This window comes from Aeromonas ichthyocola, assembly GCF_046087985.1.
GTDB classification, from domain to species: Bacteria; Pseudomonadota; Gammaproteobacteria; order Enterobacterales; family Aeromonadaceae; genus Aeromonas; species Aeromonas rivipollensis.
The window spans coordinates 61446-77142 of record NZ_JBJSWH010000008.1 but is presented as its reverse complement, the minus strand read 5'-3'; the positions used below and the strand labels follow the sequence as shown (position 1 = coordinate 77142).

The 15697-nt window shown below is 63.9% G+C and carries 9 protein-coding genes and 4 pseudogenes; 10 read left to right on the top strand and 3 right to left on the bottom strand.

Going from position 1 to position 15697, the window contains the following annotated elements:
* Positions 1-98: 98 nt before the first annotated feature.
* A complete protein-coding gene (locus ACF2JD_RS20665; protein ID WP_270823857.1) occupies positions 99-1616 on the bottom strand; it encodes a YifB family Mg chelatase-like AAA ATPase in 1518 nt (505 codons plus the stop codon).
* Positions 1617-1999: 383 nt separating this feature from the next.
* Here ACF2JD_RS20665 and ilvG point away from each other — a divergent pair, with 383 nt between their 5' ends.
* From ilvG to ompA, 7 genes and pseudogenes are all read left to right on the top strand, one after another.
* Positions 2000-3646, top strand: a complete 1647-nt coding sequence (gene ilvG, locus ACF2JD_RS20660; RefSeq protein ID WP_411166436.1) for an acetolactate synthase 2 catalytic subunit — start codon at positions 2000-2002, stop codon at positions 3644-3646.
* The gene (ilvM, locus tag ACF2JD_RS20655; protein WP_106885470.1) at positions 3643-3921 is read left to right on the top strand and encodes an acetolactate synthase 2 small subunit; all 279 of its coding nucleotides are present in this window, start codon (positions 3643-3645) and stop codon (positions 3919-3921) included. The genes ilvG and ilvM overlap by 4 nt, the downstream gene beginning before the upstream one ends.
* Before the next feature lie 12 nt (positions 3922-3933).
* Positions 3934-4878 (top strand): branched-chain amino acid transaminase, encoded by a 945-nt coding sequence (locus tag ACF2JD_RS20650; protein WP_395949162.1) that lies wholly within the window; start codon positions 3934-3936, stop codon positions 4876-4878.
* 150 nt (positions 4879-5028) lie between these two features.
* Positions 5029-6871: pseudogene (gene ilvD, locus ACF2JD_RS20645) on the top strand (dihydroxy-acid dehydratase).
* 101 nt (positions 6872-6972) lie between these two features.
* Positions 6973-8539: pseudogene (ilvA, locus tag ACF2JD_RS20640) on the top strand (threonine ammonia-lyase, biosynthetic); the annotation flags it as partial.
* Positions 8540-8699: 160 nt separating this feature from the next.
* Positions 8700-9155, top strand: a pseudogene (locus ACF2JD_RS20635) (TetR/AcrR family transcriptional regulator).
* Positions 9156-9266: 111 nt separating this feature from the next.
* A pseudogene (gene ompA, locus ACF2JD_RS20630) lies at positions 9267-10355 on the top strand (porin OmpA).
* Between the two features lie 53 nt (positions 10356-10408).
* Here the strand turns inward: ompA and ACF2JD_RS20625 are convergent.
* On the bottom strand, positions 10409-10861 hold the full coding sequence (locus ACF2JD_RS20625) for an HPP family protein (protein ID WP_456305343.1): 453 nt from the start codon (positions 10859-10861) through the stop codon (positions 10409-10411).
* A gap of 94 nt (positions 10862-10955) precedes the next feature.
* Between ACF2JD_RS20625 and ACF2JD_RS20620 the strand changes: the two genes are divergently transcribed.
* Positions 10956-11495 (top strand): TetR/AcrR family transcriptional regulator, encoded by a 540-nt coding sequence (locus tag ACF2JD_RS20620; protein ID WP_262112514.1) that lies wholly within the window; start codon positions 10956-10958, stop codon positions 11493-11495.
* Here ACF2JD_RS20620 and priA read toward each other — a convergent pair.
* Positions 11492-13699, bottom strand: a complete 2208-nt coding sequence (gene priA / locus ACF2JD_RS20615; protein WP_440988103.1) for a primosomal protein N' — start codon at positions 13697-13699, stop codon at positions 11492-11494. The two genes, ACF2JD_RS20620 and priA, sit on opposite strands and share 4 nt — an antisense overlap.
* Before the next feature lie 147 nt (positions 13700-13846).
* Here priA and rpmE point away from each other — a divergent pair, with 147 nt between their 5' ends.
* Both rpmE and ACF2JD_RS20605 read left to right on the top strand, forming a co-directional pair.
* Positions 13847-14062, top strand: coding sequence for a 50S ribosomal protein L31 (gene rpmE, locus ACF2JD_RS20610; RefSeq protein ID WP_025328741.1), 216 nt, complete (start codon positions 13847-13849; stop codon positions 14060-14062).
* Between the two features lie 125 nt (positions 14063-14187).
* Positions 14188-15621: a DUF2867 domain-containing protein gene (locus ACF2JD_RS20605; protein ID WP_440988102.1), complete on the top strand. Its 1434-nt coding sequence runs from the start codon at positions 14188-14190 to the stop codon at positions 15619-15621.
* Positions 15622-15697 lie beyond the last annotated feature (76 nt).

The following is a 15697-nucleotide window of genomic DNA, read 5'->3' as shown; positions in this document are numbered from 1 at the left end:
GTGGGTGGCAACCAAGTGGTCAGATCTGTGGCCATAATATCAGCCGATCCGGCGCTAGACCATGGATGCACCGCACGGACGCCGGGATCTCCTGGCCCTCACTGGCCGCTGCGCAGCCGCGACAGCAGCCTGTCCATGGCGCGATAACCGAGCGCCTCGATAAGATGTTCCTTCTCGATGACGGGGCGCCCCGCCAGATCCGCTATGGTGCGCGACACCCGCAAAATGCGGTGCCAGGCCCGGATGCTGAGCCCCAGCTTCTGGATGGCGTTCTCCAGAAATTCGGCATCTTGTGGCGATAATCGGCAAATATCCTCTATCTCGCGGCTATCCAGCAGGTTGTTGAGCTTGCCGTTGCGACTGAGCATTCGCTCCCGCGCCCCTAGCACCCGGTCGCGGATCTGCTGGCTCGACTCTCCCCGCTCCGCCTTGCCGGTGAGGCTCCCCTTGGGCAGCAGCGGCACCTCCACCGTCAGATCGAAACGGTCGAGGAAGGGGCCTGAGAGTTTGCCGAGGTAGCGCAGTATCTGATCCGGGCTGGAGCGGGTCTGGCCGTCCCCATAGTGGCCACAGGGGCTGGGGTTCATGGCACCCACCAGCTGGAAGCGGGCGGGGAAATCCACCTGGCGGGCGGCCCGGCTGATGGTGATGTGACCCGTCTCCAGCGGCTCTCGCAGTGAGTCGAGCACCTTGCGCTCGAACTCGGGCAACTCGTCGAGAAACAGCACACCGTTGTGGGCCAGCGAGATCTCGCCGGGCCTCGGGTGGCTGCCGCCCCCCACCAGGGCCACCGCCGAGGCGCTATGGTGGGGCGTGCGATAGGGCCTGTGATGCCAGTGGCCGGCGCGGGGAGTGAGGCCGCCGATGGAGTGGATGGCGGCGGTCTGCTGCGCCTCCTGTTCGCTCAGCGGCGGCAGTATGCCGGGTAGGCGGCTTGCCAGCATGCTCTTGCCAGTGCCGGGCGGGCCTATGAACAGCAGGTTGTGGCTGCCGGCGGCGGCGATCTCCAGCGCCCGCTTGGCCTGGGACTGGCCTATCACATCCTGCAGATCCGGCACGTCGGGCAGGGCGTCCGTGGTCTGAGGCTCCGGCAGCGGCAGTTCGTACTGACCCGCCAGCCAGGCGGTGACGGCCAGCAGCTGGTGGGCGGTGCGCACCTCGGCATCCTGGATGAGGGAGGCCTCGGGGCCGTTCTCTCGCGGTACCAGCAGGGTGCGGCCCGCATCGCGGCAGGCGAGCACGGCGGGCAGCACCCCGAGCACGGGACGGATCTCGCCGGTCAAGGCAAGCTCCCCTAAAAATTCATGATCGAGCAGATATGTTGCCGGTATCTGCTTGGAAGCGGCGAGAATGCCGATGGCGATGGCCAGATCGAAACGGCCTCCCTCCTTGGGCAGATCGGCGGGGGCCAGATTGACTGTGATGTGCTTGGAGGGGAACTCGAAATTGCCGTTGAGCAGGGCACTGCGCACCCGATCCCGCGACTCCTTCACCGAGGTTTCCGGCAGGCCCACCATGTTGAAGGCGGGCAGCCCGTTGGATAAATGGACTTCCACCGTGACTTGCGGCGCCGCTATTCCCAGGCTGGCACGGCTATAAACCACAGCTAATGACATAAATCCCGTCCTTGGTTTGATGTATGTGCTGGTTAACCGTTTTTTATTAGTTTTTTGTTCCAGAGAGCAGCTTGCTGATCAGTCAAAATCAGAGTCTTGTCAGGTAAAAAAGGCTTGCCCAATAAAAATCACCGTGCTAGTTGTAATAGCCATTCGCGGTGCAAACCGCCCCCATTTCACAGGATTTCCGGTTGTAACTATGAACATGGCCTCCCGTTTCGTCAGCATTATTGTGGTCCTAGTGGTGATTATTATCTCACCGCTCGGGGCTCGTTTAGCTGCACGGAACAAGGGATAGACCCACCACCGGACAGAACGAAACAAGCGACCCCCGAGCCTCACGGCCCGGGGGTTTTTTTTCGACCAAAGGACAGGATTTCCACATGAACGGCGCGCAGTTTTTGGTACAGGCTCTCAAGAAACAGGGTGTGACCCAGGTGTTTGGTTACCCGGGCGGGGCCATCATGCCGGTCTATGACGCCCTGTATGACGGTGGCCTGGCCCATCAGCTCTGCCGTCACGAGCAGGGGGCCGCCTTGGCCGCAGTGGGTTATGCCCGCGCCTCCGGTCAGGTGGGGGTCTGCATCGCCACCTCGGGCCCGGGGGCCACCAACCTGGTGACCGGCCTGGCGGAGGCGCTGCTCGATTCCGTGCCCCTGGTGGCCATCAGCGGTCAGGTTGCTTGCGCTGCCGTCGGTACCGATGCGTTTCAGGAGGTCGACGTGCTCGGCATGTCCCTCTCCTGCACCAAGCACTCCTTCATGGTCACAGACCCTGCAGACCTGGGGCGGGTGCTGGCGGAAGCCTTCGCTATCGCCACCGAGGGGCGTCCGGGTCCTGTGCTCATCGATTTTCCCAAGGATGTGCAGTTGGCCGCCGTGCCGACCCAGAGCCCGCTGTTTGCGGTGGAGGAGCCAGAGCCCCTCAATCCGGCCGAGCTGACCCTGGCCCGCACCCTGCTGGCCGCTGCCGAGCGCCCCGTGCTCTACGTCGGGGGCGGGGTGGGCATGGCCAACGCTGAGCAGCAGCTGCGTGACTTTGCCGCCGCCACCGGCATGCCGGCGGTCACCACCCTCAAGGGGATAGGGGCGCTCGACCCCGACAGCCCCGTCTACCTCGGCATGCTCGGCATGCACGGCACCAAGGCCGCCAACTATGCGGTGCAGCAGTGCGATCTGCTGCTGGTAGTGGGTGCCCGCTTCGATGATCGGGTGACCGGCAAACTGGAAGAGTTCGCCCCCGAGGCCAGGGTGATCCACCTGGACGTGGATGCCGCCGAGTTCGGCAAGCGTCGCGCCGCCGATGTGGGCATCACCACGGATCTCAAGCGAGTGTTGCCCGCCCTGGCCATGGCGCTGGCGATCGACCCCTGGCGTGAGCACTGCGCCGCCATGGCTCGCGAGTATGCCTTCCGCTACGACCATCCCGGCCAGCCCATCTATGCCCCGGCCCTGCTCAAGCAGCTCTCGGCACTGCTGCCCGAGACCAGCGTGGTGGCCTGCGACGTGGGTCAGCACCAGATGTGGGTGGCTCAGCACATGCGCTTCACCAGCCCGCGCAATCACCTCTCCAGCGCCGGTCTCGGCACCATGGGCTTCGGTCTGCCCGCCGCCATCGGCGCCAAGATGTCGCGCCCGGATGACGAGGTGGTGCTGGTGAGCGGTGACGGCTCCTTCATGATGAATGTGCAGGAGCTCGGCACCATACGCCGGGCCCAGCTCAAGGTGAAGATGGTGCTGATCGACAATCAACGTCTCGGCATGGTGCGCCAGTGGCAGGAGCTGTTCTTCGACGGCCGTTACAGCGAGACCATACTCTCCGACAACCCGGATTTCATCGCTCTGGCCGCCGCCTTCGGCATCCCGGGCGAGACCATCACATGTAAGGAGCAGATAGCACCGGCGCTCGATCGCCTGCTGGCAAGCGAGAGTGCCTACCTGCTGCATGTGGCCATTTCAGAGGAAGAAAACGTCTGGCCCCTGGTTCCGCCGGGAGTCGCCAACCACAAGATGATGGAGCAACGCCCATGAAGCAGCACAGCTTTCACCAACCCGGATTTGCGCAGCACACGCTGCATATTCACGCCCAGCCCAGACCCGAAGTGATGGAGCGGGTGCTGCGGGTGGTGCGTCACCGTGGCTTCGCTCTCTGCTCTCTGAACATGGAGCAGGATTGCCAACAGCTGCGGATCACGGTTACTGTCGAGTCGGAGCGTCCCATCCAGCAGTTGTGGAGCCAGCTGGTCAAGCTGGTGGATGTCTCCCGGGTCGATGCACTGGAACAGCAACCCCGGATCAGCGCTTAAGGAGCCAAGCCAATGTCACAGCCTTCCCAATCTGCCACTCAGCCTCAATACATCTGGTTCAATGGCAAGCTGGTGCCCTGGCAGGATGCCCAGGTCCACGTCATGAGCCATGCCCTGCACTACGGCTCCTCGGTGTTCGAGGGGGTGCGTGCCTACGACACCCCCAGGGGGACCTGCATCTTCCGCCTGCAGGAGCACACCCGCCGCCTGTTCGACTCCGCCAAAATCTACTGGATGGACGTGCCCTACAGCGAATTCGAAGTGAATGAAGCCTGCCGCACAGTGGTGCGCGAGAACGGCCTCAAGAGCGGCTATCTGCGCCCGCTGGCCTTTGTCGGCAACGTGGGGCTGGGGCTGCATCCGCCGCTGGATGCCAAGGCGGATCTCATGGTCGCGGCCTTGCCCTGGGGCGCCTATCTGGGGGAAGAGGGGCTGAAAAACGGGGTGGATGTCTGTGTCACCTCCTGGAACCGGCTCGCCCCCAACACCATACCCACCGGCGCCAAGGCGGGCGGCAACTACCTCTCGTCCCAGCTCATCAGCCGCGAGGCCAAGCGCAACGGCTTCGCCGAGGGGCTGGCGCTGGACGTGAACGGCTACCTGAGCGAAGGGGCGGGGGAGAACCTCTTCCTGGTGAAGAACGGCGTGATCTTCACCCCGCCCGCCACTGCTGCCATCCTGCCCGGCATCACCCGCGACACCATAATGACGCTGGCCCGGGATCTCGGTTACGAGGTGCGCGAGCAGGCGCTGCCCCGGGAAGCGCTCTATGTGGCGGACGAGATATTTATGACAGGTACCGCCGCCGAGGTGACCCCGGTGCGCTCTGTAGATCGGATGACGGTGGGCGCCGGCAGCCGTGGCCCGGTGACCGAGCAGTTGCAGAATGCCTTCTTCGGCCTGTTCAACGGCCAGACCGAGGACAAATGGAACTGGCTCACCCCGGTCAACGACTGAGGAGTTGAGCGGGCGACCCGGTCGCCCGCTCATGTTTGAATTGGAGTCGGCTATGGCAAGGGCCCTATCCCTTGCCACAACCGATTTGAAGCGACAGCTTCGCACCATAAGTTTGCCCAGCCGGGCTCATGTATTCAGGGAGTAGAGACAATGCCGAAGTTGAGATCCGCCACCACCACCCACGGACGTAACATGGCCGGGGCCCGCGCCCTCTGGCGTGCCACCGGCATGACAGATCAGGATTTCGGCAAGCCCATCATCGCCGTGGTCAACTCCTTCACCCAGTTCGTGCCCGGTCACGTGCACCTCAAGGATCTCGGCCAGCTGGTGGCCCGGGAGATCGAGGCCGCCGGCGGCGTTGCCAAGGAATTCAACACCATAGCGGTCGATGACGGCATCGCCATGGGCCATGGCGGCATGCTCTATTCGCTGCCATCCCGCGAGCTTATCGCCGATTCTGTGGAGTACATGGTCAACGCCCACTGTGCCGACGCCATGGTTTGCATCTCCAACTGCGACAAGATCACCCCGGGGATGCTGATGGCCGCCCTGCGCATCAACATACCGGTGATCTTCGTCTCCGGTGGCCCCATGGAGGCGGGCAAGACCAAGCTCTCCGATCAGATCATCAAGCTGGATCTGGTGGACGCCATGATCCAGGGGGCCGACCCCAAGGTCTCAGATGCCCAGAGCGATCAGATAGAGCGCAGCGCCTGCCCTACCTGCGGCTCCTGCTCCGGCATGTTCACCGCCAACTCCATGAACTGCCTGACCGAGGCCCTGGGCCTCTCCCAGCCGGGCAACGGCTCCATGCTGGCGACCCACGCCGATCGGGAGCAGCTGTTCAAGCTGGCCGGTCAGCGCATAGTCGCTTTGGCCAATCGCTACTACCAGCAGGATGACGAGAGCGCCCTGCCGCGCAACATCGCCACCAAGGCGGCGTTCGAGAACGCCATGGCGCTGGACATCGCCATGGGCGGCTCCACCAATACGGTGCTGCACCTGCTGGCGGCGGCCCAGGAGGCCGGGGTGGACTTCACCATGGCCGACATCGACCGCATGTCCCGCAAGGTGCCCCAGCTGTGCAAGGTGGCGCCCTCCACCCAGAAGTACCACATGGAAGACGTGCACCGCGCCGGTGGCGTGGTCGCCATCCTGGGCCAGCTGGAGAAGGCCGGGCTGGTGCACGGCGACACCCGCAACGTGCTCGGCACCTCCCTGAGCGAGTTGCTTGAGGCCTATGACGTCAGCCGCTGTGACGACAAGGCGGTGCACGACTTCTACCGCGCCGGCCCGGCCGGTATTCGCACCACCAAGGCATTCAGCCAGGATTGCCGCTGGCCCGAGCTGGATCTGGACCGGGCAGAAGGTTGCATCCGCTCCCTGGAGAATGCCTACAGCCTGGAAGGGGGCCTGGCCGTGCTCTCCGGCAACCTGGCCCTCAACGGTGCCATCGTCAAGACCGCCGGGGTGGACGACGAGAACCTCTGCTTCCGCGGCCCGGCCCGGGTGTTTGAGAGCCAGGACACGGCGGTCGCCGGCATCCTGGATGGCACAGTCCAGGCCGGTGAGGTGGTAGTGATCCGCTACGAAGGGCCCAAGGGCGGCCCCGGCATGCAGGAGATGCTCTATCCCACCACCTATCTCAAGTCCATGGGGCTCGGCAAGGCCTGCGCCCTGATCACAGACGGTCGCTTCTCCGGTGGCACCTCTGGCCTCTCCATCGGTCACGTCTCCCCCGAGGCGGCTTCCGGCGGCACCATAGGGCTGGTGGAGGATGGTGACATCATCAACATCGACATCCCGGCTCGCAGCATGGTGCTGGAAGTGGCCGACAGCGTGCTGGCCGCTCGCCGCGTAGCCGCCTCGGCCCGTGGCTGGAAGCCGCTCAATTCGCCAGCGTCAGGTCTCCTACGCCCTGCGCGCCTACGCCATGCTCGCTACCAGCGCAGATAAAGGTGCGGTGCGCGATTTAAGCAAGCTGGAGGAGTGATGATGAGCGCGACGACAGGTCATTTATGCAAAGTGCTGCTCGCCTCCTCCTGTGCCGACAAAAGTGCGGTACGTGATCTAAGCAAGCTGGAGGAATAGGACATGGTTTCAGCGGCAGATTATCTACGCAAGGTGTTGCTCTCCCCCGTCTATGAGGCGGCGCGGGTGACCCCCTTGCAGAGCCTGAAAAAACTCTCCGAGCGACTCGGCAACCACGTAGCGCTCAAGCGGGAAGACCTGCAGCCGGTGCACTCCTTCAAGCTGCGCGGTGCCTATCACAAGATCGCCACCCTGAGCGCCGAGCAGAAATCCCACGGTGTGGTGGCGGCCTCGGCGGGCAACCATGCCCAGGGGGTGGCGCTGTCGGCCGCCAAGCTCGGCATCAAGGCCATCATAGTGATGCCCAAGACCACGCCGGACATCAAGATAGATGCGGTGCGTCGCCTGGGTGGCAACGTGCTGCTGTTTGGCAACAGCTTCGACGAGGCCTATGCCGAGAGCCGCCGCCTGTCAGAAACCGAGGGCTACACCTTGATACCGCCGTTCGACGACGTCGAGGTGATCGCGGGCCAGGGCACTATAGGCAAGGAGCTGCTGGAGCAGGACACCCACCTCACTCACGTCTTCGTGCCCGTGGGGGGCGGCGGCCTGGCCGCCGGGGTGGCTGTCTACATCAAGCAGCTGCTGCCGGACGTCAAGGTGATAGGGGTGGAAGCCGAGGGCTCCGCCTGCCTCAAGGCCGCCATGGAGGCCGGCGAGCCGGTCAACCTGGAGCGGGTCTCCCTGTTTGCGGACGGGGTGGCGGTCAAGCGCATCGGCACCGAGACCTTCCGCCTGTGCAACCAGTATCTGGACGAGGTGGTGACCGTCTCCAACGACCAGATCTGCGCGGCGCTGAAAGACATCTTCGACGACTGCCGTGCCATCGCCGAGCCGTCAGGGGCCCTGTCCCTGGCGGGGCTCAAGGCCTACAGCGAGCGGGAGCAGGTCAAGGGCGGGCGGATGGCGGCCATACTGTCGGGCGCCAACGTCAACTTCCACAGCCTGCGCTATGTGTCGGAGCGCTGCGAGATCGGCGAGAAGCGCGAGGGCATGCTGGCGGTGACCATACCCGAGCGCAAGGGGGCCTTCCTCGACTTCTGCCGTCAGCTTGGACCCCGCATGGTGACCGAGTTCAACTACCGCTATGCGGATGCGGCCCAGGCCTCCCTGTTCGTCTCGGTGCGCCTCAGCGGGGGCGACGAGGAGCTCGGCCAGATCATCGATCAGCTCGGTGGCAACGGATACCCCGTGGTCAACATGACAGAGAGCGAGCTGGCCAAGAACCACGTGCGCTACATGATTGGCGGCCGCCCGGCCCGGCCCCTCGGTGAGCGTCTCTACAGCTTCAAGTTCCCGGAGCAGCCGGGTGCCCTGATGCGCTTCCTCGAGACCCTGGGCTGTCGCTGGAACATCAGCCTGTTCCACTACCGCAACCACGGCGCCGACTAGCTGCCGGACGAGGATATCGCCGGGTGCTCTGCGCCTTCGAGCTGCCGGACGAGGACGTGGCCATTGCCTTCCATCGCACTACCTGCGCGTCCTGTCAGGATGGGCTACGGCTGGGCGATGGCCAGCCCGGTTGCCAGAGGTGAGCGATGACGACCCCGCCTACCGGCTGTTCCTGGCGCACATGCCAGCTCAGATTGAGCCATCCCAATATGCCGATGGTGAGTGCTGCATAACGGGCCATACCATTTTGTCATCATGTTTTCCTCTTGGTTTGCCAGCACTGATTAGGCACATTAGGTAGACGTTGTACTTCAAGAGGTAAATCATCCGTCAACAGCTTGGCGACGGCCTACCGTCTGTTCAACCGTCATGGCTTTCATGCCACCGGATAGCATCTGGGCCGAGGCGGGGAGTACCAAACGCACCCTCTATCGCCACTTCCCGACGACCTTGCTGCTCGCGCGTGACCGGGAGTTCTTCGCCCTGCTTGACCAGCGGCTGGCCGGCGTTAACTCGGGCGCTGTTCGATGGTTTCGCGGCGTGGTTTGGCCGCTCGATTTCTATGGCTGCAACTTTATCAACGCCAGCGCCGAGTTTGCCGACCCACGCCATCCGGTGCGCAAGCTGGTGATGGCCCACAAGCAGGCGTTATTGGGCTGGGTGATAAACCAGCTCGAGTGCTGATTGCTGCTGGAGGGGGCGTGATGGCTCACAGGCAGCCGCTGGCTCTGGAGCAGGCCAAGAATTGGCTGGCACGATGGCGCGATCACACTCCTGAGATGCTGGTCATTTGAGGCTGCGTTGCGGATGGGATACCCTGAATAACGGAGAGGCCGCCTGACGGCTTCACACAGGGAAGAGTGCGCACTCAGGCGCCCATAACGACTTATTGCAGAGGCGAAAATATGAATAAATCCATGCTTGCCGTATTGGTCAGTGGTTTGCTGGCGGCCGGGGCCGTGCAGGCTGCCGCTCAGGACAACACCTGGTATGTCGGTGGCAAGGCCGGTTGGTCCAATTACTATGGCGTTGACCACAACCAGTATGCCGAGTCGATTGCCCAGACGTTGGGTAATACCAGCGAGAACACGACCTCTGGGTCTGGGCCTGTTCGCCGGTTATCAGCTCAACCCCAACCTGGGTTTCGAGCTGGGTTATGACTGGCTTGGCAAATACGACACCACTTCGGGCACTGGCGCCAATACCCTCAAGACCGAAGCCAAGAGCCAGATGATTCAGGCCACCATGAAGATCAGCTTCCCGGCAACGAACGTGCTCGATCTTTATGGCCGACTGGGCGGTGCTTATGCCTGGACGGATAGCGAGATCAGCTTCGCCAATACCAGCGAGACCGGCAAAAAGCATGGCGCCGCCTTCGTTGGTGCGCTGGGTGCCGAATACGCCATCGATCGTGACTGGGCTGCCCGTCTGGAGTACCAGTACACCACGCCGCTGGGGGATGCCTCACCTCGATCGCTCCGGCATCGAGATGGATAACGGCCTGATCTCGTTCGGCATGCTCTATCGCTTCGGTCAGCAAGGTGGCGAGGTTGGCACCGGCGCCCGCTCCGGCCGCCGAACCGGCCCCTGTGCTGGTAGAGCCCAAGACCTTCAGTCTGAGTTCCGATGTGCTGTTCGAGTTCAACAAGGCGACCCTGAAACCGGCTGCCAATCAGGCGCTCGATGCCCTGTTCAGCCAGATTGTGGCGGCCAACCCGAAAGATGGCGTCGCCACTGTCATCGGTTATACCGACCGCATCGGTTCCGACAACTACAACCAGGCCCTCTCGGAGCAGCGTGCCCGCACTGTGGCCGACTACCTGATTGCCAAGGGGCTGTTTGCCGACAAGGTGCGGGCCGAGGGGCAGGGCGAGTCGTCACCGGTGACGGGGGGCAGCTGCCCGGACGGCGCCAAGGCGCAGATGATCGCCTGTCTGGCCCCGGATCGCCGGGTCGAGGTGCGGCTGACCGGGGTCTCCCAGGTCGCCGAATAAGCCGGAGCAGTCATGGGGTAAAAACAACGAGGGGGCCCAGGCCCCCTCGTCGATCATTGTGCCCCGAGCGGTCGGCTATTCAGCCAGCGGGCGCCGCGCCCCATGATCACCAGGAGCAAGGCACCGGGCAGGACTGTCTCCCACAGAAAAGGCCAGGATTGCGCCGTGAGCAACACCAGCAGCGGATTGGCCCCGGCGGGGGGATGAATCAGCCCCAGGCCCTGCATCATGGCCACGGAGAGGCCCACGCCGAGGGCCAGCTTGAGCTCCATGGGCAGGGGCAGCAACTGCACCAGCAAGCCCAGGGTCGCCGACAGCAGGTGGCCCCCCAGCACGTTCTGTGGGCGGGCCAGCGGGCTCTGTGGCAGGGAGAAGAGCAGCACGCAGCTCGCCCCGAAGGGCGCCATCAGCAGGGTCAATTGCCAGCTCAGATCCAGCCAGCCAAGCAGAGCTATGGCCATGCTGGCGCCTGCGCCTGCCAGCAAGGCGGGTCTCCATTGTTTCATCTCCATCTTCTGTCTCCTCAATGTGTAACGGGTTGCTTGACCTCAGTTGCGACATTAGGTAGACAGATCGGTGTACTTCAAGGGGGAAATCAGCGTGAGTGAGAAACGTCAGCAACTGATGGCGACGGCCTACCGGCTGTTCAATCGTCATGGCTTTCACGCCACCGGCATCGATCGCATCTGGGCCGAGGCGGGCAGCACCAAACGCACCTTGTATCGCCACTTCCCCACCAAGGACGCCTTGATCGAGGCCGTGTTGATGGCGCGGGATGCGGAGTTTTTTGCCCTGCTCGATGCCAGGATGGACGGGGTGTCGGGGAGGGAGGCCAGGTTGCGGGCGCTGCTCGACGGCTTCGCCGACTGGTTTGGCCGCAGCGATTTCTACGGCTGCAATTTCATCAATGCCAGTGCCGAGTTCTCTGATGCGCGCCATCCGGTGCGCAAGCTGGTGGTGGCCCACAAGCTGGCGCTGCTGAACTGGGTCAGGGAGGCCCTCGAGTGCACAGTGGAGCAGGCCACCGGGCTATGCCTGCTGCTGGAAGGGGCCGTGGTGATGGCGCATAGCTATCAGCAACCACTGGCCCTGGAGCAGGCCAGGGTGCTGGCACCCACCGTGCTGGGTGAGGGGCGCTAGCTCAGCTCTGTAGGGTCTATGTCCAGGCTCCAGCGCACCTTCTTGGTCTCCGGCCAGCCGTCCAGCTCCTTCACCGCCCAATCCAGCAGTTGCGCCAGGGGGGCCCGGTTCGGTCCCTGCACCAGCAGCTGCATGCGGAACTTGCCCGCCTTGCGCTCCATGAAGCCGCTGATGGGCCCGAGTACCTGCACCTGGGGATAACGGGCGCTGCGCAGGGTATCGGCGAGCCGGCCGAGGAACAGCTGCACCTCGTCGCGACCGTTGGCCTCGGCCCTGAACAACCCCTGATAGCTGAAGGGCGGCAGCCCCAGCAGGCGGCGCTCTTTGAGCGCGGTATCGGCGAAGTGGCCGTAACCGTTCTGGGTAAGGTCCTGCAGCAGGGCGTGCTCCGGGTGGTGGCTCTGCAGCACCACCAGCCCCGGTTTGCTGGCGCGACCGGCGCGGCCCGCCACCTGGGTGTAGAGCTGGGCCAGCTTCTCGGCTGCGCGAAAATCGGCGGAAAACAGGGCGCCATCCACATCCAGCAGACCCACCAGGGTTACGTCCGGGAAGTGATGCCCCTTGGCCAGCATCTGGGTGCCGATCAGGATCTTGTACTTGCCCGCCTTGATGTCGCCGAGATGGGTCTCCAGCTCCCCCTTGCGGCGGGTGTTGTCCCGATCGATACGCACCACAGGGTATTGGGGGAATACCGTCGTGAGCAGCTGCTCCAGTTGCTCGGTGCCGACTCCTGATCCAATCAGCTCGCTGCTGCCGCACTCCGGGCAGCTATGAGGCAGTGGGCGCACGCTGTCGCAGTGGTGGCAGTGCAGCCGGCGCCCGGCCTGATGCCAGGTGTACCAGGCGTCGCAGCGCTCGCAGGCGGCGCTCCAGCCACATTGGTGGCAGATAAGCGAGGGGGCATAGCCGCGCCGGTTGAGGAACAGCATCACCTGGTTGCCCGCCACCAGGTGCTCTGCCATCAGCTGCTCCAGCTGGGGAGAGAGCCCGGCCTGCAGCCGCACGCTCTTGATGTCCAGGATCACCTGGCGGGCGGTCTGGGCGTTGCCGGCGCGCCGCGTCAGGCTGAGGTGGTGGTACTTGCCGGTGCGGGCGTTGTGCAGCGTCTCAAGCGAGGGGGTGGCCGAGCCGAGCAGGATTGGGATACCGGCGCGATGGGCCCGCATCACCGCCAGATCCCGCGCGTGGTAGCGAAAACCATCCTGCTGCTTGAAGGAACCGTCGTGTTCCTCGTCGATGATGATGATGCCGAGGTTCTTGAACGGGGTGAAGACCGCGGAGCGGGTGCCGATCAGGATGGCGGCGCCGCCGTCGCGGCAGGCGAGCCAGGCATCGAGCCGCTCCCTGTCGTTCATGGCGGAGTTCATCGCCACCACGGGCACCTTGAAGCGGCGGCGGAAGCGGTTGATGGTCTGGGGGGTGAGGCCGATCTCCGGCACCATCACCAGCGCCTGCTTGCCCGCCTTGAGCAGGGGCTCGAGAATGCTCAGGTACACCTCTGTCTTGCCGGATCCCGTGATGCCGTCCAGCAGGAAGGCGCCGAACTTGTCGCTCTGGCTGGTGACGGCGGCCACCGCCAGAGCCTGCTCGCCGTTGAGGCGCAGCCCCTCACCGGCGTCAAAATGGGTTGCCCAGTCGCCGTCGTGGCTCGGCTCCAGGCTGCGCTTCTCCAGCAGCCCCTTCTTCTCCAGGGCGGTGAGGGCGGCGCTCTGAATCTCCTCCTGCTTGAGCGCAGACGGCGTCTGGGGGCCCTTGCGTAGCAGGGCGAGGGCCTGCTGCTGCTTGGCGGCGCGCTTGAGTTCGTTGAGATCGATTGCCATCCCGGCTTCGGTGGCAAACCAGAACTCCAGCTCCCGGTAGGCGGCGGGCTCCCCCTTGCGCACCAGCACCGGCAGGGCGTGGGGCAGCACCTCACCCAGGGGATGCTGGTAGTAGCCGGCGCTCCAGGCCATCAGCGCCAGTATGTCGGGCCCCAGCACAGGGGCCGTGTCGAGCACCCGCTTCAAGGGCTTTAACTTGGCGCGGGGCACCTGACTCTCGGTCGGGTGATCCACCACCAGACCGACCAGGGTCTGGGGGCCGAAAGGGATCTCGACCCGGCAACCGGGCTCAGGCAGGGGCAAAGGGGAGAGATAGTCGAAGTGACGGCGTAACGGTACCGGGACAGCGACACGAACCAGATCAAGCGTTTGCGATGAATCCACCAGGGGTTGCCTATTTTTTCTGCGAAGCCACTTGCCTGAACTCAGGCATTTCCTATATTATTCGCAGCCTTTGAAACTGTGTTCAACAATCGTGTGGTGTCCGACAAGAGATCGGATGGCGACACGGCCTGATAATCGAGGTTGTCCATGAAAGCTGGTATCCATCCCGAGTACGTAGCCATCACCTGCAAGTGCTCTTGCGGTAACGTCATCAATACCTTCTCTACCCTGGGTAAAGATCTGAACCTGGACGTGTGCTCCGCATGCCACCCGTTCTATACCGGCAAGCAGAAAGAAGTTTCTAGCGGCGGCCGCGTAGACAAGTTCAACAAGCGTTTCGGTGGTCTGACTGCCAAGAAGTAATCTTACTTCTGAAGAATTCTGAAAAAGGCGCCCATCGGGCGCCTTTTTTACTGGCTGGCATTCTGTATTGCCCCGCTTTGCCCTATGGTGGTGCGAGTCCATGGGGGATGGCAAGGGGGGTCGAAATGCGAAACTGTCTGGTGATGGGTGCGGCGGGTTACATAGGTTCCTATCTGGTACCCCACCTGCAAGGGTTGGGTTACAGGGTGATCGCCGGTGCGCGCCGCCCCTGCCGTCTGCCGGAGGGGGTGGAGTTTCGTCTCGCCGACAGCCTAAAGCCCATCACCCTGTTGCCGGCCCTTGCCGGGGTGGATACCGTCTTCTATCTGGTGCACGCCATGGGGGCTGGCGCCGGTTTTCACCGGCTGGAGCAGCAGGGGGTGAAGAACTTCGCCGCCGCTGCCCGCGCCGCCGGGGTGCGCCGCATCGTCTATCTGGGGGCCATACAACCGATCCCCTGCAACAGTCGCCACCTCAACTCCCGTCGCCACTGCGGCGAGCTGTTTCGGGAGGCGGGGGTGCCCACGGTGGAGCTGCGGGCCGGCATCATCATAGGGCCCGGCTCCGCCGCCTTCGAGGTGATGCGGGATCTGGTGTTCAACTTGCCCATGATGGTGACGCCCAAGTGGGTGCGCTCCCGCACGCCCCCCATAGCCCTCTCCAACCTGCTGCACTATCTGGGTGGCCTGGTGGAGGCGCAAGGGGTGGATGGCCGCATCTTCAACGCGGCCGGCCCCGAGCTGCTCAGCTATCAGCAGCAGTTGCAGAGGTTTGCCGCCCACATCGGCAAGCGTTGCCCCATCATTCCCATCCCCTTCCTGAGCCCGCGCCTCTCCGCCTGGTGGCTGCAGTTTGCCACCTCGGTCCCCCAACCCATCGCCAAGGCGCTGGTGGGCGGTCTCAAGCACGACATTCCGGCCGACGATGGCCCACTGCGGGCCCTGCTGCCCCAGCACCTGCTCAGCTTCGACGAGGCGCTGACGGAGAGCCTGGCGCTGGAGCAGAAGCTTGGCGCCGAGCAACAGGGGCAGGAGACGCCGCTCGGCCTGCGTTGGCGCCATCCCGAGTACGGCTTCTACGATCGCACCGCCAGCGGGGAGGCAGAGTGCCTCGCTTCCCCCGAGGTGGTGTGGCAGGTGCTGCAGCAGCTGGGGGGCGAGCAGCGCTACTTCTACATGAACGAGCTGTGGGTGGTACGCGAATGGATGGATCACCTGATAGGGGGCCCGGCGCTCACCCGGGGGCGCACCAATCCGGATCGCTTCGTGAAGGGGGACATGCTGGACTCCTGGCAGATCCTCGGGGTGGACGAGGGACGCAGGCTGGATCTCTTGTTCAACATGAAGGCCCCCGGCGTCGGGCGACTGGAGTTCAACATCCAGCCCCAGGAGTCCGGCCTGACCCGGCTCAGAGTGACCGCCCACTGGCACCCCCAGGGGGCCTGGGGCCTGGCCTACTGGCTCGCCATGCTGCCCTTCCACCTCTTCATCTTCCAGGGGATGACGGAGGCCATCGCCCGCCAGGCGGAGGCGAGGGCCGGTATTCCCGTGATGGACTGAAATCGAATCTATAACTAAATAGGTATTTATGCGTGGCAGGAGATGCTGCTGAGTCGACTGTCAGTGCGACTTGACG